The sequence below is a fragment of the Streptomyces rishiriensis genome (assembly GCF_003112535.1).
Classification (GTDB): domain Bacteria; phylum Actinomycetota; class Actinomycetes; order Streptomycetales; family Streptomycetaceae; genus Streptomyces; species Streptomyces rishiriensis.
The window spans coordinates 39036-64877 of the sequence record NZ_BEWA01000012.1 but is presented as its reverse complement, the minus strand read 5'-3'; the positions used below and the strand labels follow the sequence as shown (position 1 = coordinate 64877).

At 69.8% G+C, this 25842-nt stretch carries 25 protein-coding genes and 1 tRNA gene; 24 read left to right on the top strand and 2 right to left on the bottom strand.

Features of this window, described 5'->3' with window-relative positions:
- The first annotated feature begins 50 nt into the window (after positions 1 to 50).
- The 3 genes from Sri02f_RS19630 to Sri02f_RS19620 all read left to right on the top strand — a co-directional run bounded on the left by Sri02f_RS19630 (position 51) and on the right by Sri02f_RS19620 (position 2300).
- A complete protein-coding gene (locus Sri02f_RS19630; protein WP_109002627.1) occupies positions 51 to 452 on the top strand; it encodes an ATP-binding protein in 402 nt (133 codons plus the stop codon).
- 175 nt (positions 453 to 627) lie between these two features.
- A complete protein-coding gene (locus tag Sri02f_RS19625) occupies positions 628 to 1479 on the top strand; it encodes a sigma factor-like helix-turn-helix DNA-binding protein (protein WP_109002626.1) in 852 nt (283 codons plus the stop codon).
- Complete coding sequence (locus Sri02f_RS19620) at positions 1476 to 2300, top strand: integrase (RefSeq protein WP_109002625.1); 825 nt, start codon at positions 1476 to 1478, stop codon at positions 2298 to 2300. The genes Sri02f_RS19625 and Sri02f_RS19620 overlap by 4 nt, the downstream gene beginning before the upstream one ends.
- Before the next feature lie 28 nt (positions 2301 to 2328).
- On the opposite strand, the gene Sri02f_RS19615 is transcribed toward Sri02f_RS19620, so the two are convergent.
- On the bottom strand, positions 2329 to 3636 hold the full coding sequence (locus Sri02f_RS19615) for a HEAT repeat domain-containing protein (protein ID WP_245970694.1): 1308 nt from the start codon (positions 3634 to 3636) through the stop codon (positions 2329 to 2331).
- A 230-nt stretch (positions 3637 to 3866) separates the two neighbouring features.
- On the opposite strand from Sri02f_RS19615, the gene Sri02f_RS19610 reads away from it, so the two are divergent.
- The 10 genes from Sri02f_RS19610 to Sri02f_RS19570 all read left to right on the top strand — a co-directional run bounded on the left by Sri02f_RS19610 (position 3867) and on the right by Sri02f_RS19570 (position 10661).
- A complete protein-coding gene (locus Sri02f_RS19610) occupies positions 3867 to 4214 on the top strand; it encodes an SCO3933 family regulatory protein (protein ID WP_109002623.1) in 348 nt (115 codons plus the stop codon).
- Between the two features lie 5 nt (positions 4215 to 4219).
- Entirely contained in the window at positions 4220 to 5584 is a 1365-nt protein-coding gene (locus Sri02f_RS19605; RefSeq protein ID WP_109002622.1) for an FtsK/SpoIIIE domain-containing protein, read from the top strand.
- 87 nt (positions 5585 to 5671) lie between these two features.
- Complete coding sequence (locus tag Sri02f_RS19600; protein WP_109002621.1) at positions 5672 to 6373, top strand: DUF2637 domain-containing protein; 702 nt, start codon at positions 5672 to 5674, stop codon at positions 6371 to 6373.
- Positions 6374 to 6388: 15 nt separating this feature from the next.
- On the top strand, positions 6389 to 6568 hold the full coding sequence (locus Sri02f_RS19595) for a mobile element transfer protein (RefSeq protein WP_109002620.1): 180 nt from the start codon (positions 6389 to 6391) through the stop codon (positions 6566 to 6568).
- A 15-nt stretch (positions 6569 to 6583) separates the two neighbouring features.
- Positions 6584 to 6739 (top strand): hypothetical protein, encoded by a 156-nt coding sequence (locus tag Sri02f_RS41765; RefSeq protein ID WP_167467581.1) that lies wholly within the window; start codon positions 6584 to 6586, stop codon positions 6737 to 6739.
- Positions 6740 to 6798: 59 nt separating this feature from the next.
- Entirely contained in the window at positions 6799 to 7074 is a 276-nt protein-coding gene (locus tag Sri02f_RS19590; RefSeq protein ID WP_373865105.1) for a SpdD protein, read from the top strand.
- A gap of 98 nt (positions 7075 to 7172) precedes the next feature.
- The gene (locus Sri02f_RS19585; RefSeq protein WP_109002618.1) at positions 7173 to 8540 is read left to right on the top strand and encodes a replication initiator; all 1368 of its coding nucleotides are present in this window, start codon (positions 7173 to 7175) and stop codon (positions 8538 to 8540) included.
- Entirely contained in the window at positions 8540 to 8710 is a 171-nt protein-coding gene (locus Sri02f_RS19580) for a helix-turn-helix transcriptional regulator (RefSeq protein WP_062642081.1), read from the top strand. The genes Sri02f_RS19585 and Sri02f_RS19580 overlap by 1 nt, the downstream gene beginning before the upstream one ends.
- Complete coding sequence (locus Sri02f_RS19575) at positions 8707 to 10080, top strand: tyrosine-type recombinase/integrase (protein WP_109002617.1); 1374 nt, start codon at positions 8707 to 8709, stop codon at positions 10078 to 10080. The genes Sri02f_RS19580 and Sri02f_RS19575 overlap by 4 nt, the downstream gene beginning before the upstream one ends.
- A 194-nt stretch (positions 10081 to 10274) precedes the next feature.
- Entirely contained in the window at positions 10275 to 10661 is a 387-nt protein-coding gene (locus Sri02f_RS19570; RefSeq protein ID WP_167467593.1) for a DUF6083 domain-containing protein, read from the top strand.
- 176 nt (positions 10662 to 10837) lie between these two features.
- Here the strand turns inward: Sri02f_RS19570 and Sri02f_RS19565 are convergent.
- A tRNA-Arg gene (locus tag Sri02f_RS19565) sits at positions 10838 to 10909 on the bottom strand.
- 165 nt (positions 10910 to 11074) lie between these two features.
- Between Sri02f_RS19565 and Sri02f_RS19560 the strand changes: the two genes are divergently transcribed.
- The 11 genes from Sri02f_RS19560 to prfA all read left to right on the top strand — a co-directional run bounded on the left by Sri02f_RS19560 (position 11075) and on the right by prfA (position 25810).
- A complete protein-coding gene (locus Sri02f_RS19560; RefSeq protein ID WP_307721045.1) occupies positions 11075 to 11596 on the top strand; it encodes a response regulator in 522 nt (173 codons plus the stop codon).
- Between the two features lie 269 nt (positions 11597 to 11865).
- Positions 11866 to 12948: an ArgS-related anticodon-binding protein NrtL gene (gene nrtL / locus Sri02f_RS19555; RefSeq protein WP_109002615.1), complete on the top strand. Its 1083-nt coding sequence runs from the start codon at positions 11866 to 11868 to the stop codon at positions 12946 to 12948.
- Between the two features lie 14 nt (positions 12949 to 12962).
- Positions 12963 to 14354, top strand: coding sequence for a diaminopimelate decarboxylase (gene lysA / locus Sri02f_RS19550; RefSeq protein ID WP_109002614.1), 1392 nt, complete (start codon positions 12963 to 12965; stop codon positions 14352 to 14354).
- 171 nt (positions 14355 to 14525) lie between these two features.
- On the top strand, positions 14526 to 15824 hold the full coding sequence (locus tag Sri02f_RS19545; RefSeq protein ID WP_109003168.1) for a homoserine dehydrogenase: 1299 nt from the start codon (positions 14526 to 14528) through the stop codon (positions 15822 to 15824).
- A 6-nt stretch (positions 15825 to 15830) separates the two neighbouring features.
- Positions 15831 to 16889 carry a threonine synthase gene (thrC, locus tag Sri02f_RS19540; RefSeq protein ID WP_109002613.1) on the top strand — a complete coding sequence of 353 codons (1059 nt, stop codon included), beginning with the start codon at positions 15831 to 15833 and terminating at the stop codon, positions 16887 to 16889.
- Positions 16890 to 17425: 536 nt separating this feature from the next.
- Positions 17426 to 18355 carry a homoserine kinase gene (gene thrB / locus Sri02f_RS19535; protein ID WP_109002612.1) on the top strand — a complete coding sequence of 310 codons (930 nt, stop codon included), beginning with the start codon at positions 17426 to 17428 and terminating at the stop codon, positions 18353 to 18355.
- A gap of 405 nt (positions 18356 to 18760) precedes the next feature.
- On the top strand, positions 18761 to 20803 hold the full coding sequence (gene rho / locus Sri02f_RS19530) for a transcription termination factor Rho (RefSeq protein ID WP_109002611.1): 2043 nt from the start codon (positions 18761 to 18763) through the stop codon (positions 20801 to 20803).
- A gap of 343 nt (positions 20804 to 21146) precedes the next feature.
- On the top strand, positions 21147 to 22847 hold the full coding sequence (locus Sri02f_RS19525; protein WP_109002610.1) for a trypsin-like serine protease: 1701 nt from the start codon (positions 21147 to 21149) through the stop codon (positions 22845 to 22847).
- 177 nt (positions 22848 to 23024) lie between these two features.
- Complete coding sequence (locus Sri02f_RS19520) at positions 23025 to 24182, top strand: LCP family protein (protein ID WP_174855669.1); 1158 nt, start codon at positions 23025 to 23027, stop codon at positions 24180 to 24182.
- A 217-nt stretch (positions 24183 to 24399) separates the two neighbouring features.
- Positions 24400 to 24624, top strand: a complete 225-nt coding sequence (gene rpmE / locus Sri02f_RS19515) for a 50S ribosomal protein L31 (RefSeq protein WP_069769943.1) — start codon at positions 24400 to 24402, stop codon at positions 24622 to 24624.
- Between the two features lie 109 nt (positions 24625 to 24733).
- On the top strand, positions 24734 to 25810 hold the full coding sequence (gene prfA / locus Sri02f_RS19510; RefSeq protein ID WP_109002609.1) for a peptide chain release factor 1: 1077 nt from the start codon (positions 24734 to 24736) through the stop codon (positions 25808 to 25810).
- Positions 25811 to 25842 lie beyond the last annotated feature (32 nt).

Below are 25842 nucleotides of genomic sequence, written 5' to 3'. Positions count from 1 at the left end.
ACTCTGCTCGCTGAGCCGTCTAGCCCCCTAGGCGAGGAGGAGTGTTTCTCATGCCCAAAAGCTGGTGCCGGATGTTCCCCGGCCTGACCTGGCAGGTTGCCCAGGCCCGTCACTTCGTGGCCGCATTGCTGGAGGACGAGACCGCAGAGCTGGTCGACGACGCCGTCCTGGTCGTCGGCGAGCTGGCGGCCAACGCCGTCAAGCACACGCGGAGCGGCTGGTACCGAGGATGGTTCCTCGTGCTCGTCCACTTCGCGGATGACCTGGTTCGGATCGAGGTCGTCGACCAGGGCGGCGACGAGGAACCTATGGTTCGCAGCGTCACCAGGCACGTGGAAGAGGACGGCCGCGGGCTGATGCTGATTGCGGCCTGCGCCAAGAACTGGGGGGTGAAGGACCGGCCTTCGGGTGCCCGTTGCGTCTGGGCCGAGCTGGTGCGGACCGGCTCGTGATGGGCGGCTTTCCGGCGGTGATGTCTGGTGGCCTCGCGGGCAGTGGAGTGTGAGTCCCCGGGGAGTGCCTGGGCGTCGGGCCGGCTTCTACGTGATCGGGGTTCATTCGGGCAGGCGACTCCCGCCCGTTCCGTCTAGGGCCCTAGACTCCTGGTTACTTCTAGGAGGTGTGGTCATGTCGGACGAGTTGCAGCGGATCATGGCGATCGATGATCCGTACCTGCTCCTGCGTGAGGTCACGACACGGTTGGCCGACGCGCAGCAGGAGGTGACCGAACTCGCCCGGCTCCGCCGTCGTGTCGTTCAGGACCTCCACTCACAGGGGTTGTCCTACGCGCAGATCGCCGAGAAGGCCGGCCTGAGCCGCGGGCGGATTCACCAGATCCGCCACACGGGCCCGGCGCCCGAGGGTGCGTTCCTCGGCGCGGGCGCCGTCACGGTCGTGACTCCGCTGCGGTGGGACGACGAGAAGAAGCGCCCGGTCGTCGCCATGGCGGACGTGAACTCCGGCAGGCGGCTCGAAGAGCTGGCCAAGTCGTACGGGCTCGACGTCAGCTCCGGCCACGTCCTGGTGAGCGGTGAAGTCGACCTCAACCGTGACGGCCTGGTCGTCGTCTGCGGGCCGGGCATGTCGCAGACCATGAGTGACTTCTACGCGCAGGATCCCGTCCTCAGCTGGGAACACCCCGAGAACGAACCGTGGGCGCTGCTGGACCGACGTACCGGCACGGCCTATCGCGCGGGAGCGGACACCGAGCCGCAGCGCCCGCACGACGTCGGATACCTCGGCAGGCTGCCCCGCCCGGACGGCAACGGCTCCGTACTCGCGATCGCCGGTATCCACACCGCAGGCTCCCTCGGCGTCGTCCAGCTGCTCGCCTCGGACCTGAACACGCTCTGGGGCCAGGTGGGAGAGCATCACTTCTCCACGCTCGTAAGCGTCGAGTACGACCCTGAGACGGACGAACCTCAGTCCGTGGAACTGCTCACCCCGATCTATCGGCACGACGAGGAGACGACGGCGTGAACGTCGCTCTCGCCTCGCTGTCCGCAGAACCTGGACAAGCAAACGAGGACTTCGCGGCCGCCGCTTCCGGGGCAGCCGTACTGCTGGACGGGGCCGGCGTCGCTGGGGCAGATACCGGGTGCACGCACGGCATTGCCTGGTTCTCCTCGACGCTGGGGGGCCTGCTGCTGAGCACCATCACCGCACACCCTGCCCGGCCGCTCGCCGACTGCCTGGCCGACTCGATCCGGGCTGTTCGGTCCTTGCACGAGGACAGCTGCGATCTGTCCTATCGGGCGAGTCCAACCAGCACGGTGGTCGCCGTCCGGGCCGGCGCGGATGCTCTGGAATACCTGGTGCTCGGCGATTCAACGCTCCTCCTCGCCGACGAGGAAGGGAAGACGACTGCCATCACCGACCAGCGCCTTGACGAGGTCGGCAAGCGGCTCCGCGGTCCAGTCGACGAACTGCTCACGGGCTCACCCGAACATGTTGCCGCCCTGGCCCGGTACCGGGATGCCCTTACGGGGCTACGCAACCGGTCGGGCGGCTTCTGGATCGCCGGGCCGGATGCGCAAGCGGCCGAACACGCCCTGACCGGGGCGGTACCGCTGGAGTCGCTGGCGTCCGTGACGCTGCTGAGCGACGGTGCTACGCGCCTTGTCGACTCCTTTGACATCGCCACGTGGGAAGAGACGTTGTCAGTCCTCAGCTCCTCCGGGCCGGCTGAACTGATCCGCCGCGTGAGGGATGCAGAGGCCGGCGACCCTGACGGTCGGCGCTGGCCGCGCGGCAAAGCGCAGGACGATGCCACTGTTCTTCACTGGGTGCTGTCGGAGTAACCGGCGCTGCCCCTGCCCTCGCCCTCGCTCAGATTCGATAGGCCCCTGCTGGTACACCGTGGGTGACGCCGTACGGGGTCAAGGCGACGACACCGGTTCCCCGTGACGGCGTTTCGGGACCGATATGGAGGGGGCTGACGCCGTAAGAGTCGGCGAGGTCGGCGGCGAGGTCGTGCGCGGCCCACCGCCACTCGTCCTCGTCCTCCTGGCTCTCCTGCGCTGGGTCCCAGACGGGTTGCAGGCCCAGTTCCGTACGACGGGCCCGTTCGTACGGAACGGGCTCTCCGAGGGTGAGCAACTCGTCCTCTCCCTCGCCTGTTTCGCAGTACCGCCGGACCACTACGCCGTGTTCGGCGATGAGCCAGGCGGAGCCGTCGCCTTGGCCGCCGTAGTAGTACGCCTGCGCCTGCCCGTAGCGGGCGCTGAGTTCGGTGCACAGGCGGAGGACGTCATCGCGACGTTCTTCGCCGCACGGGTCGCACCAGGCGCCGAGGACGAGAGTCCATCCGCCCAGCTCGGGCGTCACGAAAACCCGTTCGTAACCGGTGTACGGGTCCTCATCGTCTCCGCAACCGTGGCCGTCGGCGTCGACGATGTCGTTGCCGAGGGCGAAGGTCACAGGTCTTGGATCGACCACGCCCAGAGCGCGCATGATGCCGATCTGGTCACCGCTGGGGACGGCGATCCAGTGATTCCAGCACCCCCACATTCCTTCGGGCCGGTCGTCCGGGAGCTTGACGCGTATGAGTCGTTCGATCGCGGCCACATCGGCGGCGGACAGTGCGGGCTCGCCGCCCAGGGCGGCGAGCGCCGTCAGCGCTCGCGCCCGCTGCTGTCCCGGTCCCGCTTGTCGGATGCGCTGGAGCATCGGAATCACGTGCGGTCCCTGGAAGACCAGGGCGTCTTGTGCCTGGCGGGCGACTTCTTGGTCTGGGTCTCCGAGCAGCGGCAGCAGGGCGGCCACGGCTGGCCGGCCGGCCTCGCCGCAGTACTGGATTCCGCAGACCGCTTCCCGGCGTACCAGGGGCACGGGATGTGAGAGAGCTTCGGTGTAGTCCTTCAGGAAGGCTGGGCCGAGGTGGGAGAACGCAAGGGCTATGTGCTTGCGGGAGCGCTCATCGGACGCGGAGACCAGGGCCTGGAGCAATCCATCGAAGCCCGAGTCCCCGATCCGCTGGAGGACGTCGGTGATCGGCCGCCAGGGCACGGGGGAGTCCGCGGCTTCTAGCGCCCGTATCAGCTGCTTTACTGCGCCGCTCCCGAGCGCGATCAGGGCCTCTGCTGCTGCTTCGCGTCGATCCGGCACCCCGAGGTCCCTGACCAAGTCGGTGTCCACCACGTTCCTCCAGGAAGTCGACCGATCCCGGACGGCATCATCGTTCAAGGGTCTGACACCAGACGCTCGACCTTCTCGTATATCCCCCTAGACAGTTGACGACTCGTAGGTCTAACGTAGTCGTCAACCCCCCTAGACAGTTCGGGCGGGTCACCCTCCGTTGTCTAGGGGGGTATCCAGACTCAAGCGGTGCGGACTGGACGCATCGCCAACTAAGTGAGGTTCAAGAAATGCGTGTCATCCCCGTAGACGTCTCGTCCGCGACGCTCCTCGTCACCAAGCTGCCCGAGGTCAAGGTGAAGGACCGTCAGACCGGTGAGATCGCCATCGACCCGGTGACCAACGACCGGCTTATGGTGCTGGAGCTGGTGTTCATCGCGGCGGGTGGTTCGGACATGATCAAGGTCACCGTCCCCGAGAAGGGCATCGGTGAAGGCCTGGTGATGGGGGCTCCGGTCATCCTGCCCGGCCTCATCGCCCGGCCGTGGGAGAGCGAGTTCGGCGGGCGGATGCGTCACGGCATCGCGTACCGGGCGGACGCGGTCATGGTCAACGCCCCCGCTTCGGTGCAGGGCTGAAGGCCATGACTGACGCTGTCTGGGCGCTGGCGCTGTGTCTGCTGGCACTCGTCGCCCTGCTGGTCCTGCGCCGGCGCGCACCGGTCGCGTTCTGGTGGCTGGTCGGCTATCCGTTCGTCGCGCTACGCGTGCTCACCACCTACCGGGCAACGATGGACGCGTGCGGCCTGACGGTTCCGGCCTCGGCCGTCCGTCGGGCCACGGCCCGGATGATCGGGCGGGAAGCGGCTCCCGTTCCTCCTCGGCGGTCGCTGCCGTGGCCGACCGGGTCCGGGCTCGTGATGCGGCTGCGTATGGCGACCGGGCAGGCTCCCGAGGACTTCATGGCCTCGGCCGACCGGCTGCGCCATGCCTGGGCAGCGCACGCCGTGCACATCCGTCCGACCAAGCCGGGCTGGCTCGAACTGCGTTTGATCGGCTGGGACGTGCTCTCCGACGTGCAGCCCGCACGGCGGTGGAAGCAGCGTGGGCCGCTCACCCTTCCGCTGGCGCTTCGTGATGACGGACGGTGGCACGTGCGGGACTTCCGTGCCGTGCCGCATGAACTCATCCTCGGCGCGACGCAGTCCGGCAAGTCCGTGTACCTGCGGAACCTGGTGTGCGGCCTGGCTCGGCAACGGGTCGTGCTCGTCGGGGTCGACTGCAAATGGGGTGTCGAACTGGCTTCGTTCGCGCCCCGGTTGTCCGCTCTCGCCGATACCCCGGACCGGGCGAACGAACTCCTTGACGTCCTGCTGGAAGAGATGGAGGCACGGTTCCGTCTCATCGGGCTCTCGTCCACTGCGGGCCCGGACGCCGTCCTCACCTCGGACGTATGGGGGCTGCCGGACGCGGTACGGCCGGTGCCGGTTGTGGTCGTCGTCGACGAGGTCGCGGAACTCTTCCTCGCCGCGAGCCGCGACGACGAGAAGCGACGCGACGCCATGGTCACCAAGCTGATCCGGATCGCCCAGCTCGGCCGTGCGGCCGGCATCTACCTCGAGGTGTGCGGGCAGCGCTTCGGCTCCGAACTCGGCAAGGGCGCGACCATGCTCCGCGCCCAGCTCACCGGCCGCATCTGCCACCGCGTCAATGACGAGTCCTCGGCGAACATGGCGCTCGCCGACATCTCTCCGGAAGCGGCCCTCGCCGCCACCTCCATCCCGGCCGAACGGCCCGGCGTCGCGATCGTCGGCGACTCCTCCGGCGGCTGGTCCCGCGCCCGCTCACCGCACCTGTCCCTCGACGATGCGGCTGTCATCTGCCGCGACACGGCCGCCCTGGTGCCGGAACTGCCCCGCCTCGACTCCTTCCGGCCCGCCGTCGCCGTCGAGTCCTCCAAGGCGTTCGCCCCGGCCGTCGTGCCTACCGCCCGCCCGGTGACCGAGTAGCCGCACCACCTTCCTAACGGCCGGCGTGACCGCCTCGCGCCAACTCCCTACCCCTCCCATGCCTCGAACAGGAAGGAACCCGAGCCGATGCGCGCCCAGTTGGCCCGTGTGGACGCCGTGATCGTCCAAGCCGTGATCGCGGGCGCTCTGTCCTTCTCGCACCTTCACGACCTCGCCGACGCGGCCGGACAGGGCGGCTGGAAGGCATGGGCCTACCCCGTCTCCGTCGACCTGCTGCTTGTCGCCGCCTGGCGCCGGATGCGCGAACAGCAGCGCGCCGGACAGCCAGCCGGGGGCCCGCGGCTGTGGTTCCTGATCGCCCTGACCGCATCCCTCGGTGCCAACATCGCCACCGCCGGACTCCTCGACCTGAACGACGTTCCCGCGTCGCTCCGCGTCGTGGTGGCCGGCTGGCCCGCCGTCGCCTTCTTCGGCGGAACCCTCCTCGCCCACACACCACGCATCGCCGACTCGTTACCGGTCGCCGCGATCCCCGAGACGGACGGTGAACAGGCCCCCGTCCCGGCCGTGGTCGACGCCCCCGACCGTGACGCGCTGCCGGAACCGGTCGCCGAGCCGGACCCCGAACCGGAGCCGCCCACAACGTCCGCGCCGGTCGCAGCCCCCGCAGCCCCGTCAGTCACCTTGCCGCCCGCCCTCATCGACCGCGCCCAAGCCCTGGCCGAGCAACACCGCGCGACCACGGGCGGGCCTGCTGACCCCGACGACGTCCGCGCGCGGCTCGGCCTGCCCCCGTCCATGACGGCCTCCGTCGCCGCTCACCTCTGAGAAAGGACGAACACCGTGAACCCGCGCTTCCGCAACGTCCGCCGCATCGGCCCGGTACAGGTCGCCTCGTACATCGCCCGCGGCCGTAACCGCCACCTAGCCGCCTGCACCGCACCGCGCTGCGACTACTCCACCGAGTACGACAGCCGCGCCGCCGCCGAACTCGCCGCCCGCACCCACCGCTGCAAGGCCTGACAGGAGACCGCTGCCATGACCGTCCCGCTCTGGTTCGCCGTGCTCGTCGTCGCCGTCCTCGGCATCCAGCTCGCCCGCCCGCCGTGGTGGCTGGTCGCCCTGCTCCTCCTCGGCGGCTACCTCGTCGCCAACAGCGTCCTCGCCCCCGCCGTCGCCACGCTCCTCGACTGACCCGCAGAAGGGACCGCCCCGTGTTCACCCCCAAGTACCCCCGCCCGGATACCGCCCCGATGCCCGCCAGCATGCCCCCGGCGACCTACAGCCCTTCGGCCTACAACCCCACCGCCTACGCCCCAGCCCCGGTATCGGCGGCCCCCGCCTCCAACCGGTCGGCGGTCCAACTCACGCCGGGCAGCGTGCTCACCCTCGCCGCCGGTGGGGGAGCCCTGGTCCTGGTCGTCGGCGCCGTCCTGGTCTCCATGCTCCTCGCCGTGGCCATCACCGCCGCTTCCGTGGCCGTCTGCGCCGTCGTCATCCGCTCGATCCTCAAGAGCGACCGCCGCTGACCTCATCTACGCAGCGCTCCGGCCTGCCCATACTGTCTAGCCCCCTACGCAGGCCGGGGTGCACGTCCCGAACTTCCGCCCCGAGGAGGCATCCGCACATGCGCCCCGAGGCTCCCGACGGAGCCATTCGCCAGCTGGCAGCCCTCGCCCAGCACGGTGACCTCAGCGCCTACGCACACCAGGTCCAGCGGCTTGGAGGCTGCGAGCGGCCCGTACGGATGGAGGGGTCCCGCCTCGACGTCCACGCCGCGACCGGCGAAATCGTCCGCGAGATCTTCGACCGCGACCTTCCCGCCGGACAGCTCCTCATCCGCTGCAACAACCGTCGGGCAACCCGATGCGCCGCCTGCGCGGAGGTCTACCGCAAGGACACGTACCACCTCGTCACGGCAGGCCTGAGCGGCGGCAAGGGAATCGGCCCGACAGTCGCCCAACACCCCCGCGTCTTCGCCACCTTCACGGCTCCGTCCTTCGGTCCCGTCCACAACCGGCCCGGCGGCGGTCGCTGCCGCTGCGGACGCCTCCACCAGGACGACGACCCCGCCCTCGGCACCCCGCTCAACCCGGAGCGCTACGACTACCGCGACGCCGTTCTGTGGAACGCGCACGCCGGTGCCCTGTGGGCCCGGTTCACCACCTACCTGCGCCAACAGCTTGCGATGCGCGCGAACCTCACCCGTTCCGAACTGCGCGAGTGCCTCAAGGTCTCCTATGCCAAGGTCGCCGAGTACCAGCGGCGCGGAGCCGTGCACTTCCATGCCGTGATCCGCCTCGACGGTCCTGAAGGTGCCGAGGACTCCCCGCCTGTCTGGGCCACGACAGAGCTCCTCGCCGACGCGATCCGCTCGGCCGTCCAGCTCGCTGAGACGCCTGGCCCGACCCTCGACGGTCGCGCACACACTTTCCGCTTCGGCGAACAGCTCGACATCCGCCCTATCCGGTCCGCCGACTTTTCCGGAACCACCGACCTGACCAGCCGGGCCGTCGCCGCCTACATCGCCAAGTACGCCACCAAGGGAGCGGAGAGCGCGACCGGCACCATCGACCGCCCGATCCGCAACCCCATCACCGACCTGATCGGCACCGACGTCACCGACCACGCCCGGCAGATGATCCTCACCTGCTGGCACCTCGGAGGACTGCCCGAACTCGAAGAACTCCGGCTGCGCAAGTGGGCTCACATGCTCGGTTTCCGCGGCCACTTCTCCACCAAGTCCCGCGCTTACTCCGTCACCCTCGGCGCCCTCCGCCAGGAACGCGCCGACCACAACGAAGCACTCACCCGCGAACGCGTAGCCCTGACCGGCCACCCCATGCCGGACCCGGACACCGTCCTCGTCCTCTCGCACTGGCGCTTCGCCGGTACCGGCCTGACCGCTGCTGAATCCTGGTTCGCCACCTCACGGCGACCCGACACCTCAAATACGGAAGGAGACTCGTCGTGGACCGCCGACGAGACGAACTGATGACCGTTCCGCAGATCCTCGTCGAGCTGGGCGGAGTCTCCCGGCGCACCTTCTACCGCTGGCGGGAGCTGGGATACGGGCCGGCCGCGTTCAAACTGCCCAACGGAGAGCTCCGTGTTTGGCGGAGTGACTTCACCACGTGGCTTCGTCAGCTGGAGGCGGCGGCGTGAAGTCTCTCGACGTGAAGGTGTGGGGCGTTCGGAAGAGGAACACGAAGAAGTCGTCCTACGACGTCCGGTGGATCGTTGCCGGGAATGTGTTCTCCGATCAGTTCCGTACCAAGGGGTTGGCGGATCACTACCGTTCCAAACTCCTCCGGGCTGCCCATGGTGGTGAAGAGTTCGACACGGTCACGGGATTGCCTGACTCGATGGTCGAAAAGGCAGCCTCGACGAGCTGGTACGCCTTCGCTCTCAAGTACCTCGCTATGAAGTGGCCTCATGCGGCCCCCAACACGCGTAGCGGGATCAACGAGTCGTTGACCGCGGTGACCATGGCGCTTCTGGACGACCGGCCGGGCCGGCCTCCCGAGGAGCTGATCAGGAAGGCACTGCGCCATTGGGCCTTCGTCCTGCCTGGCCCTGATGATCGCGACTTGCCGGATGACGTCGCGAGCGTGCTGCACTGGGTCTCGAAGGCTGCGCGTCCCCTGGCCGACCTTGGGGACGCCGCCCTCGCAAGGGCTGTTCTGGACTCGCTGAAGCTGAAGCTTGACGGCACGGCGGCTGCCGCGGAAACCGTACGCCGGAAGCGCCGGACGCTCGTCAATGCCCTGCACTATGCAGTGGACCTCGGAGAGTTCAAAGAGAATCCGATTAGTGGAATTCGGTGGACGAAGCCGAAGGTCGCGGGGGAAGTTGATCCGCGCGTGGTTGCAAATCCCGAGCAGGCGCGTTCCCTGCTGACCGCTGTCTCGTACGTCGGCGGGTATGGCCGGGCCCGCGGCCGCCGATTGGTCGGCCTGTTCGCCTGTATGTACTACGGGGCGTTCCGGCCCGCCGAGGTCGTGGGACTCACGGGAGCGGATCTGAAGCTGCCGGAAGCAGGCTGGGGGACGGCGCTTCTTCACCGGACCCGGCCCAGTGCCGGCAAGCAGTGGACGGACTCCGGTGAGACGCATGACGACCGCGGCTTGAAGAACCGTCCCGCCGAAGAAGTCCGGCCTGTGCCGATCCCGCCTCAGCTCGTCGCCATTCTGCGACAGCACCTCGATGTCTTCGGGACCGCCGAGGACGGGCGGATGTTCACCAACGAGCGTGGGGGAGTGGTCGGCTCGTCGACCTACTACCGCGTCTGGCAGGAAGCCCGACTTCTGGCGCTTCCGCCGGCCGCCGTCGCCTCGCCGCTCGCAGCGCGGCCGTATGACTTGCGGCACTCGGCGCTGTCCACCTGGCTCAACTCCGGAGTGGATGCGACCGAGGTTGCCGAACGGGCGGGCAACAGTGTGGAAGTCCTACTGTCTCGCTATGCCAAATGCATCGATGGTCGGCAGGAGGTGGCCAACCGAAAGATCGAGGAGCTGTTGCGCGAGTACGAGTGATCGCGCACGTAAGGCGTCAGCCCCCAGCCCGCATGGGCCGGGGGCTTCGGCGCGTCTCGGCCGCGCTTCGTCGGCTGGTAGGTGCTGGTTGCACCTGCCGCGTCGTGTCTCGTCTCATCGGCGTACTGCCGCCCCAGGTGTTCCGTCTGATTCGTGCTCTACGCCTTGGTCGACTGCCTGGCGACCCTCACGTCATGGGGGTTTTAGATGAGACGCTGCGCCGCTTAGCCAGTGGGCAGAACCGGTGCCCAAACTGCGGGCTCTTGCAGGATCGTGTAGCGACGCTTGAGCAGGACTGGGTGTTGCTGGAGCCGGACATGCGCCCGCTGGCCCATACGGTGCCGGCGGAGCACCGCTGGATCGAGCTGTCCGATGGGCGGGTCACTGTCTACGGAGTGTGCCCGCCGGACCAGTTCCAGCGGTGCCGCATCGAGCACCGTCTCGCCTGTCCGCAGCAGGCTCTACCGGATCTATGGCTGTGGTTGACCAGCCTGCGCGGGGAGAACGCGCGGCAGGTGGAACGACGGAGCGACCCGGAGTCGCCGCCTCTGCCTCCTGAGGAGTGGCCGGACGCCAGCTGACTAAGGCGGTACGGAATCCCGGGACTGACCAGGGGGGATGCGCCAAGATCCTGTCCACGAATAGTCCACAGACTGCGTCATAGGGTCGCTGTGGGCTGCATACGCCTGCACATACGCCAAGACCCCGTCCTCAGCGAAAGCGCTGGTGGCGGGGTCTTTGGGCACCTTCTGCAAGGTGCCCCCGGCAGGATTCGAACCTGCGCACACGGCTCCGGAGGCCGTTGCTCTATCCCCTGAGCTACGGGGGCGTGTCGGTCGTGAGGTGTTGCTCGCGGCGACGGGTAGAACACTACCAGCTCGCTCGGGGTGATCAGGAACAGGTTTCCGGGGCTTGCGGAGGGCCGGGGCGCCCGCACGGGGTGGAAGTGGGGAAAACCCGGACGCGGTGGCCGGTCCCGACCTACTCTCGAGTTGTGTCAGGCGCGTCGGGCCGGGTGCTTGTGGTGGACGACAACAAGGTCATCCGGCAGCTGATCAGGGTCAATCTCGAGCTGGAGGGTCTCGAGGTCGTGACCGCGTCCGACGGTGCCGAGTGTCTGGATGTCGTTCATCAGGCGCGGCCCGATCTGGTGACCCTCGACGTCGTCATGCCCCGGTTGGACGGGTTGGGCACCGCCGCTCGGCTGCGCGCCGACCCTCGGACGCGTGACCTCCCTCTCGTCATCATCAGCGCCTGTACGCAGTACGAGGTCGAGGCCGGCCTTGAGGTCGGAGTCGACGCGTTTCTTCCCAAGCCGTTCGATCCCGCGGAACTCGTCTCCGTCGTACGGACGTTGGTGGAGCGGGAGCGGGAGCGGGAGCGGGGTGGAGGCGAGGAAGCCGACGAGGACGGGGGCGGGTTGCGGTCGGGGCTCGGCGTGGGGCTCGGCACGGGGGCCGCGATCGGGGTCGGGAAAGGCAGCGGGCCGAGTGGGGGAGTCGCGGCCGGGGAGTAGGGCTCTGCCTTCGAGTCCCGAGCACCGAGCACCGAGTCCTGAGCACCGAGTCCCGAGTCTTCACTCTCGCCGTCCCCTCTCTCGCCGTCCGCTCTCTCCCACCGTCCGCCTTGGGCTCCTCGTCAGTCGTGCCGTCCACCGTTCGTGCGTGCCCTTTTCCGGCGTCCGGGTTCGGGTGTGGCCTTTCTCGGTCTTCTCGGCGTCCACATCTCGGGACCTTGGCTGACCGGCTCGCCCAGCCACCCCCCTCCTCCCCTACGCTTGTCCCCGTGACCCCCGTCGAGCTCTCTCGTACCGTGCTGTGCGCGGTGCGTCGTGCTGTCGACGAGGGGGAGCTCAGCGTGGCCGTTCCCGCTCGTGCCGTGGTCACGCCGCCGGGGCCCGGGGGGCGGGGGGACTACGCCACCAACATCGCGCTGCAGCTGGCCCGGCCGGCCGGGCAGGCGCCGCTTCGGGTGGCCGAGGTTCTCCGGCCGTATCTGATGGGCGCCGAGGGCGTCCGCGGGGTCGAGATCACCGGGCCCGGGTTCCTCAACATCAGCCTCGACGGTTCCGCCGTCCCGGATCTGGTCCGGCGGGTCAGGCTCGACGGCCCGCGGTACGGGCACAGCGACGACCTCGCCGGAGAGGTCTTCGCGGTGCGGGTGCCGTACGAGGTGCGGGCCGAGGTGCTCGCCGACGTGCTGGCGCGGATCATCGGGGCGCAGGGCGGCCGCGTCGACGTCAGCCACGACGTCAGCCACGACGTCGGCCACGACGTCGGCCACGACCTCGGCGGTGTCGCCGGTGACCGGGGGGCCACCGTTCTGCGGCCCGTTCCCGCTCCGGAGGATCCCGCTCCGCTCGGTCTCGACGCCGCTCGCTGGGCCCTGCTCCATCCCGCCCCGCACGACCGGCCCCGCATCACCGCCGACCATCTGGTCCAGCGCGAGGGCAATCCCCTCTTCCGCGTCCGCTACGCCCACGCCCGCACCCGGGCCGTGTGCCGCAACGCCGCCGACCTGGGCTTCACCGCCCAGCCCGGCCCGCTGGACGCCGCCGACCTCGTCGCCCTGCTCGCGGACTATCCCCGCGTCCTCGCCACCGCCGTCGCCGTCGCCCCGTCGAACCGGCCGTCCAAACTGTCGTCGGACCCGCGGGTCGTTCCCGATTCCTCGGCGCCGTCGCGGCTGGCCCGGCATCTGGTCGGGGTGGCCGACGCCACGCTCGTTCTGCTTCCCGCCGTTCTTCCGCGTGGTGAGGAGAAACCCTCGGCCGCCCATCGTGCCCGGCTCGCGCTCGCCGAAGCGGCCGGGGCGGTGCTGGCCGGCGGCCTGTCACTGCTCGGCATCGACGCACCCGACCACCTCTGAGAGAGCACGCCCAGATGAGCCGTTCCGCCCACCCCGCCGGGCCCCGTCACGCCGACGTCCTTCCCGAGGGCCACTACTCCGCTCCGCCCGCCGACCTCAACGCCCTCGACCCCAAGGTGTGGGCGCGGACCGTCGCCCGCGACGACGACGGTGTCGTGACCGTCGGCGGCGTCGACGTCCTCACCCTCGCCGAGCAGCACGGCACGCCCGCCTACATCCTCGACGAGGCCGACTTCCGCGACCGGGCCCGGGCCTGGCGCACCGCGTTCGGGGCCGACGCCGACGTCTTCTACGCGGGCAAGGCGTTCCTGTCCCGGGCCGTCGTGCGGTGGCTGCACGAGGAGGGGCTGAACCTCGACGTCTGCTCCGGCGGCGAGCTCGCCACCGCCCTGTCCGCCGGCATGCCCGCCGACCGGATCGCCTTCCACGGCAACAACAAGTCGACGGTCGAGATCGAGCGCGCCGTCGACGCGGGTGTCGGGCGGATCGTGCTCGACTCGTTCCAGGAGATCGTGCGGGTCGCGCACATCGCGCAGTCGCGGGGCAAGCGGCAGCGGGTGCAGATCCGGGTCACCGTCGGCGTCGAGGCGCACACGCACGAGTTCATCGCCACCGCCCACGAGGACCAGAAGTTCGGGATCCCGCTCGCCGGCGGGCAGGCCGCCGAGGCCGTGCGGCGGGCGCTCCAGCTCGACGGGCTGGAGCTGATCGGGATCCACTCGCACATCGGATCGCAGATCTTCGACATGTCCGGCTTCGAGGTCGCCGCCCACCGGGTCGTCGGGCTGCTCAAGGACATCCGTGACGAGCACGGGGTCGAGCTGCCGGAGATCGACCTCGGCGGCGGGCTCGGGATCGCCTACACCAGTGACGACGATCCGCGCGAGCCGCACGAGATCGCCAAGGCGCTGACGGAGATCGTCACGCGTGAGTGCGAGTCGGCCCGGCTGCGGACGCCGCGCATCTCGGTGGAGCCGGGGCGCGCCATCGTGGGGCCCACTGCCTTCACCCTCTACGAGGTGGGCACCGTCAAGCCGCTCGACGGGCTGCGGACGTACGTCTCCGTCGACGGCGGCATGTCGGACAACATCCGCACCGCGCTGTACGACGCCGAGTACAGCGTCGCGCTCGTCTCGCGTGTCTCCGACGCCGCGCCGATGCCGGCGCGGGTCGTGGGCAAGCACTGCGAGAGCGGGGACATCGTGGTCAAGGACGCGTTCCTGCCGGCCGACCTGGCGCCGGGCGATCTCATCGCCGTGCCCGCCACCGGTGCGTACTGCCGGTCCATGGCCAGCAACTACAACCACGTGCTGCGGCCGCCGGTCGTCGTCGTGCACGAGGGGGAGTCGCGGGTCGTCGTACGGCGGGAGACGGAGGAGGATCTGCTGCGGCTCGACGTCGGCTGAGCGCGGCGGCGGCAGCGGCCGGGGGACGGGTGGAAGATCTCCTGTCTGCCGTCTCCTGGAAATGAAATAGATGTCTCACGATCCGGACCAGGGGCAGAAAGTCCGGTCCGGTGAGTGAGACTGGGTCAACCGGAAACATCCGTAGACGGTAAGAGGAAACGAGGTCGGATGATGCGTACGCGTCCGCTGAAGGTGGCGCTGCTGGGCTGTGGAGTGGTCGGCTCAGAGGTGGCGCGCATCATGACGACGCACGCCGACGACCTCGCCGCCCGGATCGGCGCCCCCGTGGAGCTCGCCGGAGTGGCGGTGCGCCGGCCCTCCAGGGTCCGGGAGGGCATCGACCCCGCCCTCGTCACCACCGACGCCACCGCTCTGGTCAAACGCGGGGACATCGACGTCGTCGTCGAGGTCATCGGCGGCATCGAGCCCGCTCGTTCGCTCATCACCACCGCCTTCGAGTACGGCGCGTCCGTCGTCTCGGCGAACAAGGCGCTCCTCGCGCAGGACGGCGCCGCCCTGCACGCCGCCGCCGAGGAGCACGGCGAGGACCTCTACTACGAGGCCGCCGTCGCCGGCGCCATTCCGCTGATCCGGCCGCTGCGCGAGTCCCTCGCCGGCGACAAGGTGAACCGGGTGCTGGGCATCGTCAACGGCACCACCAACTTCATCCTCGACAAGATGGACTCCACGGGCGCCGGATACCAGGAGGCCCTCGACGAGGCCACCGCCCTGGGCTACGCGGAGGCCGACCCGACGGCCGACGTCGAGGCGTTCGACGCCGCCGCCAAGGCCGCCATCCTCGCCGGGATCGCCTTCCACACGCGCGTGCGCCTCGACGACGTCTACCGCGAGGGCATGACCGAGGTGACGTCGGCCGACTTCGCCTCCGCCCGGGAGATGGGCTGCACCATCAAGCTGCTCGCCATCTGCGAGCGAGCCGCGGACGGGGCCTCGGTCACCGCGCGGGTGCATCCCGCGATGATTCCGCTGAGCCATCCCCTCGCCTCCGTGCGCGGCGCCTACAACGCCGTGTTCGTCGAGTCGGACGCGGCCGGGCAGCTCATGTTCTACGGTCCCGGCGCCGGCGGTGCTCCCACCGCCTCCGCCGTGCTCGGCGACCTGGTCGCCGTCTGCCGCAACCGGCTCAGCGGGGCGACGGGGCCCGGCGAGTCGGCCTACGCCGCGCTGCCGGTGTCGCCCATGGGCGATGTCGTCACCCGGTATCACATCAGTCTCGACGTCGCGGACAAGCCTGGCGTTCTCGCCCAGGTCGCCACCGTCTTCGCCGAGCACGGGGTCTCCATCGACACCGTGCGGCAGCAGGGCCGACTGGACGGAAGCGGCGAGGCCTCCCTCGTCGTCGTCACCCATCGCGCGTCCGACGCCTCCCTCACCGGGACCGTCGAGGCGCTGCGCAAGCTCGACACCGTGCGGGGTGTCGCCAGCATCATGCGGGTTGAAGGAGAGTAACCAGCAATGACCCACCAGTGGCGCGGAATCATCGAGGAGTACCGGGACCGGCTGCCGGTTTCCGACAGCACGCCCGTAGTGACGCTCCGTGAGGGCGGCACACCCCTCGTCCCCGCGCAGGTGCTCTCCGAGCGCACGGGCTGCGAGGTCCACCTCAAGGTGGAGGGCGCGAACCCCACCGGGTCCTTCAAGGACCGGGGCATGACCATGGCCATCACGCGGGCCAAGGAGGAGGGCGCGCAGGCCGTCATCTGCGCCTCCACCGGCAACACCTCCGCCTCCGCCGCCGCGTACGCGGTGCGTGCGGGCATGGTCTCGGCCGTCCTCGTCCCGCAGGGCAAGATCGCGCTCGGCAAGATGGGGCAGGCGCTCATCCACGGCGCGAAGATCCTCCAGGTCGAGGGCAACTTCGACGACTGCCTCACGCTGGCGCGTGCGCTGAGCGACAACTACCCGGTGGCGCTGGTCAATTCGGTGAATCCGGTGCGCATCGAGGGCCAGAAGACGGCTGCCTTCGAGATCGTGGACATGCTGGGCGACGCCCCCGACATCCACGTCCTGCCGGTCGGCAACGCGGGCAACATCACCGCGTACTGGAAGGGGTACCAGGAGTACGCCGCCGACAAGGTCGCCGCTCGCACGCCCCGGATGTGGGGCTTCCAGGCGTCCGGCAGCGCCCCGATCGTGCGCGGCGAGGTCGTCAAGGACCCGTCGACGATCGCCACCGCGATCCGCATCGGCAACCCGGCCTCCTGGAAGTTCGCGCTGGCCGCGCAGGAGGAGTCCGGCGGCTTCATCGACGAGGTGACGGACCGTGAGATCCTGCGCGCCTACCGGCTGTTGGCCGCGCAGGAGGGCGTCTTCGTGGAGCCCGCCTCCGCCGCGTCCGTGGCCGGTCTGCTGAAGGCGGCCGAGCAGGGCAAGGTCGACCCGGGACAGCGGATCGTCTGCACCGTCACCGGCAACGGCCTGAAGGACCCCGACTGGGCCGTCGCGGGCGCACCGCAGCCGGTCACCGTCCCGGTCGACGCGGCGACGGCCGCCGAGCGCCTCGGGCTCGCGTAAGCGACACCGGACGGGCGAAGGGCGGACGTCGGACGGACGGGAAACGGACGTCGGGCGGACGGACATCGGGCGTCACCGGACGGGATCAGGCGTCATCGGGCGTCACCGGACGGGATCAGGCGTCATCGGGCGACACCGGGCGATGCCGGGTGGCGCCCGGTGACGCGGCTGCCGAGGCAGATGCCGACGCGGCCTCGGACGCAGCTGCCGAGACAGATGCCGAAGCACGTGGCCTGAGGCCCGCCCCCCCCGTGAAGCCCGCCGGTGTTCCGCCAAGCGGTTGGGATCCCCGAGGTGACCTGCGAGCGACCCGCCGGGGACTTCCCCATCCGGGGTGCACGGGGGGCTTACGACACGCATCGTGCGCCTCCTGTGCGCCCTATGTCGCGGCAGAACCTTCCTTAGATAGGCTGTACCGAACCCGCCCACCGCATATGCCGTAGTGACGCGTCGCCGTCGCCGTCGCGGTCCCGGGTCCTCACCTACGCATCGCATCTCATTCGACAGCCCCGCAGCTCAAGGAGAGTCATCGCGAGATGGCCGGTCCCGCCTTCCGTGCCGCCCCCGTCCGGGTGCGCGTCCCCGCCACCAGCGCCAACCTCGGCCCGGGCTTCGACGCCTTCGGCCTCGCGCTGGGACTCTACGACGACGTGGTCGTCCGGGTGGCCGACTCAGGGCTGCACATCGACATCGCGGGGGAGGGCAGCGAGACGCTGCCGCGGGACGAGAAGCACCTTCTCGTCCGGTCCCTGCGCACGGCCTTCGACGTCCTGGGCGGCCAGCCGCGCGGTCTGGAGATCGTCTGCGCCAACCGCATCCCGCACGGCCGGGGTCTCGGCTCCTCGTCGGCCGCGATCTGCGCGGGCATCGTCGCCGCGCGCGCGGTGACCATAGGCGGCGAGAGCAGGCTCGACGACGCGGCCCTGCTGGAGCTCGCGACCGAGATCGAGGGCCACCCGGACAACGTGGCGGCCTGTCTCCTCGGCGGGTTCACCCTGTCCTGGATGGAGGCGGGCGCCGCGCGGGCGATCAGGATGGAGCCCGCCCGTTCCATCGTTCCGGTGGTTTTCGTGCCCGGAAAGCCGGTGCTGACCGAGACCGCGCGCGGACTGCTCCCGCGTTCCGTGCCGCACGTCGACGCGGCCGCCAACGCGGGCCGCGCCGGCCTGCTCGTCGAGGCCCTCACGCGACGTCCCGAACTGCTGTTGCCTGCCACCGAGGACCGTCTGCACCAGGAGTACCGCGCACCGGCCATGCCGGACAGCGCCGCACTGGTGGAGCGGTTGCGCGCGGACGGGATCCCCGCGGTGATCTCCGGCGCGGGGCCCACCGTGATGGCGCTGGCCGACGCGGGAACGGCCGAAAAGATCGAGGCCTCGGCCGGCCCGCACTGGGCTGCGAACCGCCTGGCCCTGGACCTGCGAGGGGCGAGCGTGCTGCCCCTGGCGCCCTCCGGCGACATCTAGAAGTGCACGGTTGCCGGATTTCGAGAGGGGGAATGTTTGTTGGATCCGGTAGTGTTAATCTCAAGTCTGCACCCGACCCCACCATGGCGAGGTGCTTTGTGTCCCCCTTCGGGACAGACATTCTTCCGGGAGCTTCCCAAGCCGCACTGCGTTCCGTACGTCGTACCTGGGCAGTACGCCGTGCAGCGACGCTGAGCGGTCTTCGGGACACGCTCCGGAATCGGTGCGACCTCGCGACGTGACACTGGATGCCACGGTTCGCTCAGGAAGCGCCATCACCAGAAATCTCTTCCGCCGCTTCGGCGGACAACCGCCCCGGCTTCGCCACAGCAAGGATCGAAGTCGGACAGCACAAACGGTCGCCGAGCCAGACAGGCCGACGTCCGCTCCAGGGAAGGACCCTTCGTGAGCGACACCACCGATCTGATGGGCGCACGTGTCGAGGAGACCGCTGCCGCGCCCGCCACGGACGCCTCCGCGCCTGCCACCGGTGCGGGCTCGCGGCGGCGCCGCGGTACCGGCCTCGACGGCATGGTGCTGGCCGAGCTGCAGCAGGTCGCATCCGGACTCGGCATCAGGGGCACGGCGCGGATGCGCAAGAGCCAGCTGATCGAGGTCATCAAGGAGGCGCAGGCCGGGGGAGGCGGAGCCGCTCCGGCGAAGGCGACTCCCGCGGCCGACGCCGCCGAGACCAAGCCCAAGCGCCGCGCCACCTCCAAGGCGCGCACGGGCGAGGCCGCCGAGAAGAAGGCGGACGCCGCCCCGGCCGAGGCTTCCGCCGAGAAGGCCGTGGCCCAGCAGCAGATCGAGATCCCCGGCCAGCCGGCCGGCGGCGAAGCCCCCGTCGAGCGCCGTCGTCGCCGCGCCACCGCCGACGCGGGCAGCCCGGAGACGGTCGTCGCCGAGGCGAAGACCGCCGCGAAGACGGAGACGTCCGCCCCGGCCCAGACCGAGGCCCAGGGCCAGCCGCAGGGCGATGCCCGCGGTGACGCCGACGGCGCCGAGGGCCGTCGCCGCGACCGCCGTGAGCGCGGCCGCGAGCGCGGTGACCGGGGCGAGCGCGGTGACCGCGGCGACCGTCGCAAGGGCGACGACCAGCAGGGCGGTCAGCAGCAGCGTGGCGGTCAGCAGCAGGGCCAGCAGCAGCAGAGCGGCGGCCGCCAGGACCGCCAGCAGCGCGACAACGGCCCCCAGGACGACGACGACTTCGAGGGCGGCCGGCGTGGCCGTCGCGGCCGTTACCGCGACCGCCGTGGCCGCCGTGGGCGCGACGAGATCGGCGCCGCGGAGCCGCAGCTCGCCGACGACGACGTCCTGATCCCCGTCGCGGGCATCCTGGACATCCTCGACAACTACGCCTTCATCCGGACGTCGGGCTACCTGCCGGGTCCGAACGACGTCTACGTCTCCCTCGCCCAGGTCCGCAAGAACGGCCTGCGCAAGGGCGACCACGTCACCGGTGCGGTCCGTCAGCCCAAGGACGGCGAGCGTCGTGAGAAGTTCAACGCGCTCGTCCGCCTGGACTCCACCAACGGCATGGCGCCCGACTCCGGGCGCGGGCGACCGGAGTTCAACAAGCTGACCCCGCTGTACCCGCAGGACCGCCTCCGTCTGGAGACGGACCCGGGGGTGCTGACGACCCGGATCATCGACCTCGTGTCGCCGATCGGCAAGGGCCAGCGCGGTCTGATCGTGGCCCCGCCGAAGACCGGCAAGACCATGATCATGCAGGCGATCGCCAACGCGATCACGCACAACAACCCCGAGTGCCACCTGATGGTCGTCCTGGTCGACGAGCGTCCGGAAGAGGTCACCGACATGCAGCGGTCGGTCAAGGGCGAGGTCATCTCCTCGACCTTCGACCGCCCCGCCGAGGACCACACCACGGTCGCCGAGCTCGCCATCGAGCGCGCCAAGCGCCTGGTGGAGCTGGGCCACGACGTCGTCGTGCTGCTCGACTCGATCACGCGTCTGGGCCGTGCGTACAACCTCGCCGCGCCCGCCTCCGGCCGCATCCTGTCCGGTGGTGTCGACTCGACCGCCCTGTACCCGCCGAAGCGCTTCTTCGGTGCGGCCCGCAACATCGAGGACGGCGGCTCGCTGACCATCCTCGCCACCGCGCTGGTGGACACCGGGTCCCGCATGGACGAGGTGATCTTCGAGGAGTTCAAGGGCACCGGCAACATGGAGCTCAAGCTCGACCGCAAGCTCGCCGACAAGCGCATCTTCCCGGCGGTGGACGTGGACGCGTCCGGCACCCGTAAGGAAGAGATCCTGCTCGGCAACGACGAGCTGGCCGTCGTCTGGAAGCTGCGCCGGGTGCTGCACGCCCTCGACCAGCAGCAGGCGATCGAGCTGCTGCTCGACAAGATGAAGCAGACGAAGTCGAACGGCGAGTTCCTGCTGCAGATCCAGAAGACGACGCCGTCGCCGGGAAACAACGACTGATCTGGCCGGATATCGCCAAAGCATTGCCAAGTCCGCCCCGTTACCCAAGTGACGGGGCGGACTTGTGCGCTGTAAGCTCATCGAGCAGTTGTGGGGGGGAACGTATTTTCTCATACGCCCACTGAGAGCTGCGGGCTGCCTTCCGGCGGTTCCGCACCCGTGGGCGGTTTCTCTCTCCTTCGAGCGCCATCGCTTGGTGCCGCACGTACGTGTGTCATGCGCATGCGGCACCGTACTGTCCTTCGACAGGAGATTCTGAGTGACATCAACTTCTCGAAGAGCTCGCAGGGCTCTTCCCGCGGCAGCCGCCGCATTCGCGCTGGGAAGCGCGGTTCTCACGGCCATGCCCGCCGAGGCGGCCGACACGGCGCCGCTCCCGGCTCCGCGCGCGGCCAAGGAGCTGCCCAGCCCCTCGCAGGCCGAACTGCTCAAGCGCGTCGAGGGGGCCCAGAAGACGCTCGGCGACGACACCGCCACCGAGCCGACGGGGACCCCCGGAGCCGCCGAGAGCCCCAAGGGCTCGTCGTCCACGGTCGACCCGAAGATCATCGGCGGCACGGGCGCCACGCTCGCCGAGGCGCCGTGGATGGTGCAGCTGCACTACTTCGACGACAAGGGCACCGCGGACACCTCCGACGACGAGGGCTACTTCTGCGGCGGCACCCTGGTGGCGCCGGCGAAGGTCCTCACCGCCGCGCACTGCGCGGCCGGGCTGGACTGGACGAAGCACGGCACCGTCATCGCCGGCACCACCCAGCTGCCGGACGACACCGGCCTGCACGGCGGCACGGCCGTCGCCGTCTGGCGCCAGTGGGTCAGCCCGACGTACAAGGTGGTCGACGGCGCCCCCACCGGCGGGGACTTCGCGGTCCTGACGCTGAACCAGACGCTGCCCTACAAGACGCTCCAGGTCACGTCGAGCTCCGACACCGTGTCCTACAACGCCGGCACGCCGGCGGTGGTGTACGGCTGGGGTCGCACCAGCTCCGCCAACCAGGACATATCCCTGACGCTGAAGAAGGCGACCGTCCCCATGCGGGCGGACTCCAGCTGCGCGGCCTACTACCCCGGCGACTTCGTGGCCGGCCAGATGGCCTGCGCCGGCAACCCCGCCTCCGGGCAGGACGCCGGCACGGTCAGCCCCTGCAACGGGGACTCCGGCGGCCCGCTCGTGGTCAACGGGCGTATCGCCGGCGTCGTCTCCTGGGGCGTCAAGGACTGCGTCACGAGTGGCGCGTACAGCGTCTACGGCAAGACCCGCTCCTACGCCGGTGCGCTCAACGCGCGGATCGACGACACCGACCTGGACTTCGACGGCAAGGCGGACCTGTTCGCCCGTACGTCCGCGGGTACGGCTTACGAGTACTACTCCCTCGGCAAGTCGCCGTGGCTGGGCCGCCGTGCCTCGCTCGGCGACTGGGGCGGGGTCAACCTCGTCCGGCAGGCCGACCTGAACCGGGACTCCTACCAGGACTACCTGTTCCGCACCCTGGACGGCGTCCTGTACTGGTTCGCGTTCGACGGCGTCGACAGCTATGTCGAGCACCGCGTCGGCAGCGGCTGGAACGCCATGAAGAACCTCCAGGTCCCCGGCGACCTCACCGGCGACGCTCTGCCCGACCTGATCGCCCAGGACAGCGCCGGCGCCCTGTGGGTCTACCCGGGCAAGGGCAACGGGACCTTCGGTTCGCGCGTCAAGGTCGGCACCGGCTGGGGCGTGATGACCATCACGGGCAAGGGCGACTACACCGACGACGGCAAGGCCGACCTGCTCGCGCGGGACAGCTCCGGCGTGCTCTGGCTGTACCCGGGCCGCCAGGTCGCCTCGGCGCCCTTCGGCGCGCGGGTCAAGGTCGGAACGGGATGGTCGTACAGCGCCTACGTCGGCACCGGCGACATCAGCGGTGACGGCAAGGCCGACCTGGTCGTGAAGGACAGCGCGGGCGTGCTCTGGCTGTACCAGGGCCGCGGTGTCGCCACCGCGCCGTTCAGCGCACGCGCCAAGGTCGGCACCGGCTGGGGAGCGTTCAACCTCTTCGGCTGATGCCGTGCTCCGCGCCTTTCGCGGAACCCTCGGGGCCGTCTCCGTTATCACGGAGGCGGCCCCTTCGCATGCCGTACGCGGCAGGGGGGACAGGCGGCGATGTGCAACCCTGTCCTGAGTTTCCCCGTCTGTCCTGGCGGAGTCACGATAGTGAGGTCACGCGACAAAAGGAGCACAGTGTCCGCCGAGAGCACGCCGGAGCCCGGCATACCGGGTGAGCCCGGCATACCGGGTGAGCCCGGCACAACGAGCGGGGCCGACGGCAGCAAGGGCCCGCGCCACCGCAGACGGCGGGGCAGGCGCAAGGGGCTGATGATCGCCGCATGGACCGCCGCGGGCATCGTGGTGCTGGGCGGCACCGGAGTGGGCTACCTGTACTTCAAGCTCAACGGCAACATCAAGAGCGTCAACATCGACCAGGCGCTGGGCACGGACCGGCCCACCAAGGCCGACAACGGCTCCGAGAACATCCTCGTCCTCGGCTCGGACACCCGCTCCGGCGCCAACAAGAAGCTGGGCGGCGGCGCCGACGACGGCAGCGCCCGCTCCGACACGGCGATGATCATCCACTTGTACAAGGGCCACAAGAAGGCGAGCGTGGTCTCCGTTCCGCGCGACACCCTCATCGACCGCCCCGCCTGCACCGACGCCAAGGGCGTCGCGCACGGCGCCGCGCGTGGCGTGATGTTCAACTCGGCGTACTCGACGGGCGGCGCGGCCTGTGCCGTGAAGACGGTCGAGTCGATCAGCGGCGTCCGTATGGACCACTACCTGGAAGTCGACTTCTCCGGCTTCCAGAAGCTCATCGACGAGCTCGGCGGCGTCCCGGTCACCACGACCAAGGCCATCAAGGACCCCGAGAGCCATCTGGACCTCAAGGCCGGCACGCACACCCTCGACGGCGAGCAGGCCCTCGGTCTGGTCCGCACCCGGCACGGCGTCGGCGACGGCTCCGACCTCGGACGCATCCAGCTCCAGCAGGCCTTCATCAAGGCGCTCGTCAACCAGGTCAAGCACGTCGGGCTGTTCACCAGCGGCACGAAGCTGTACGACCTCGCCGACACCGCCACCAAGGCCGTCACGACCGACTCCCACCTGGGCTCGCTGAACTCCCTGATGTCCTTCACGAACGGCCTCAAGGGCATCAGCGCGAGCAACATGAACATGGTCACGATGCCGGTCCTGTACGACCCGTCCAACCCCAACCGGGTCATCGTCTCGGAGGCGAAGGCCAAGCAGGTCTGGGCCGCCCTGAAGAACGACCGGCCCATCCCGAAGACGGCCACCACGGGCAACGCGACGGGGGAGGCGGCCGGGGTCGTCACGTCGTCCTGACGTGGTCCTGACGTGGTTCTGACGTCGTCGTGACGCCCTCGTGAGGGCGCGGGCGCGTCCGGGCCGGCCGGGCCCGGACGGCCGCCGGGAATAGATCGCCCCACCCCCCGGTTTTGGGGGATGCGGCCAGTCCTGGCAGACTGGTACGTCGGCTCCGGTTCACGCTCGTCGTATCCCGCGACAGCGACCCGGCGCCCTCCCGAAACTAGGAGACACCTTGAAGCGCGACATTCACCCCGAGTACGTCGAGACGCAGGTCAGCTGCACCTGTGGCGCGTCGTTCACCACCCGCAGCACGATCGAGGGCGGCAACATCCGCGCCGACGTCTGCTCCGAGTGCCACCCGTTCTACACGGGCAAGCAGAAGATCCTCGACACCGGTGGCCGTGTGGCCCGCTTCGAGGCCCGCTTCGGCAAGGCCGCCGCCGGCTCCAAGAAGTAGCGAGCCCCTCTTCGCCGGTCCACGGCAGTGTCCCCGTCCGGGGGCACGCCGGGACCGGCGTTTTTGGTCGCCCGCCCTTCCCCCACGTTCGTCATTTCAGGAGCCCACCATGTTCGAGGCCGTCGAGGAGTTGCTCGGAGAGCACGCCGACCTGGAGAAGAAGCTCGCCGACCCGTCGGTCCACTCCGACCAGGCCAACGCGCGCAAGCTGAACAAGCGCTACGCCGAGCTGACCCCCATCGTCGCCACCTACCGCTCCTGGAAGCAGACCGGCGACGACGTCGAGACCGCGCGCGAGTTCGCCGCCGACGACCCCGACTTCGTGGCCGAGGTCAAGGAGCTGGAGAAGCAGCGCGAGGAGCTCACCGAGAGGCTGAGGCTGCTGCTCGTGCCCCGGGACCCCTCCGACGACAAGGACGTCATCCTCGAGATCAAGGCCGGCGCGGGCGGCGACGAGTCGGCCCTGTTCGCCGGCGACCTGCTGCGGATGTACCTGCGCTACGCCGAGCGCGTCGGCTGGAAGACCGAGATCATCGACGCCACCGAGTCCGAGCTGGGCGGCTACAAGGACGTCCAGGTCGCCGTGAAGACCAAGGGCGGCCAGGGCGCGACCGAGCCCGGACAGGGCGTGTGGGCGCGGCTGAAGTACGAGGGCGGCGTGCACCGGGTGCAGCGCGTGCCCGCGACCGAGTCCCAGGGGCGGATCCACACCTCCGCCGCCGGTGTGCTCGTCACGCCCGAGGCCGAGGAGGTCGACGTCGAGATCAACGCCAACGACCTGCGCATCGACGTGTACCGGTCCTCCGGCCCCGGCGGGCAGTCCGTCAACACCACCGACTCCGCCGTGCGCATCACGCACCTTCCCACCGGAGTCGTCGCCTCCTGCCAGAACGAGAAGAGCCAGCTGCAGAACAAGGAGCAGGCGATGCGTATCCTGCGCTCCAGGCTGCTGGCGGCGGCGCAGGAGGAAGCGGAGCGGGAGGCCGCGGACGCCCGTCGCAGCCAGGTCCGCACCGTCGACCGCTCCGAGAAGATCCGCACGTACAACTTCCCGGAGAACCGCATCTCGGACCACCGGGTCGGCTTCAAGTCGTACAACCTGGACCAGGTCCTGGACGGCGACCTCGACGCGGTGATCCAGGCGTGCGTCGACGCGGACTCGGCCGCCAAGCTCGCAGCCGCGTAGGCGATGTAGGACGTACGCACGACGAGTACGAC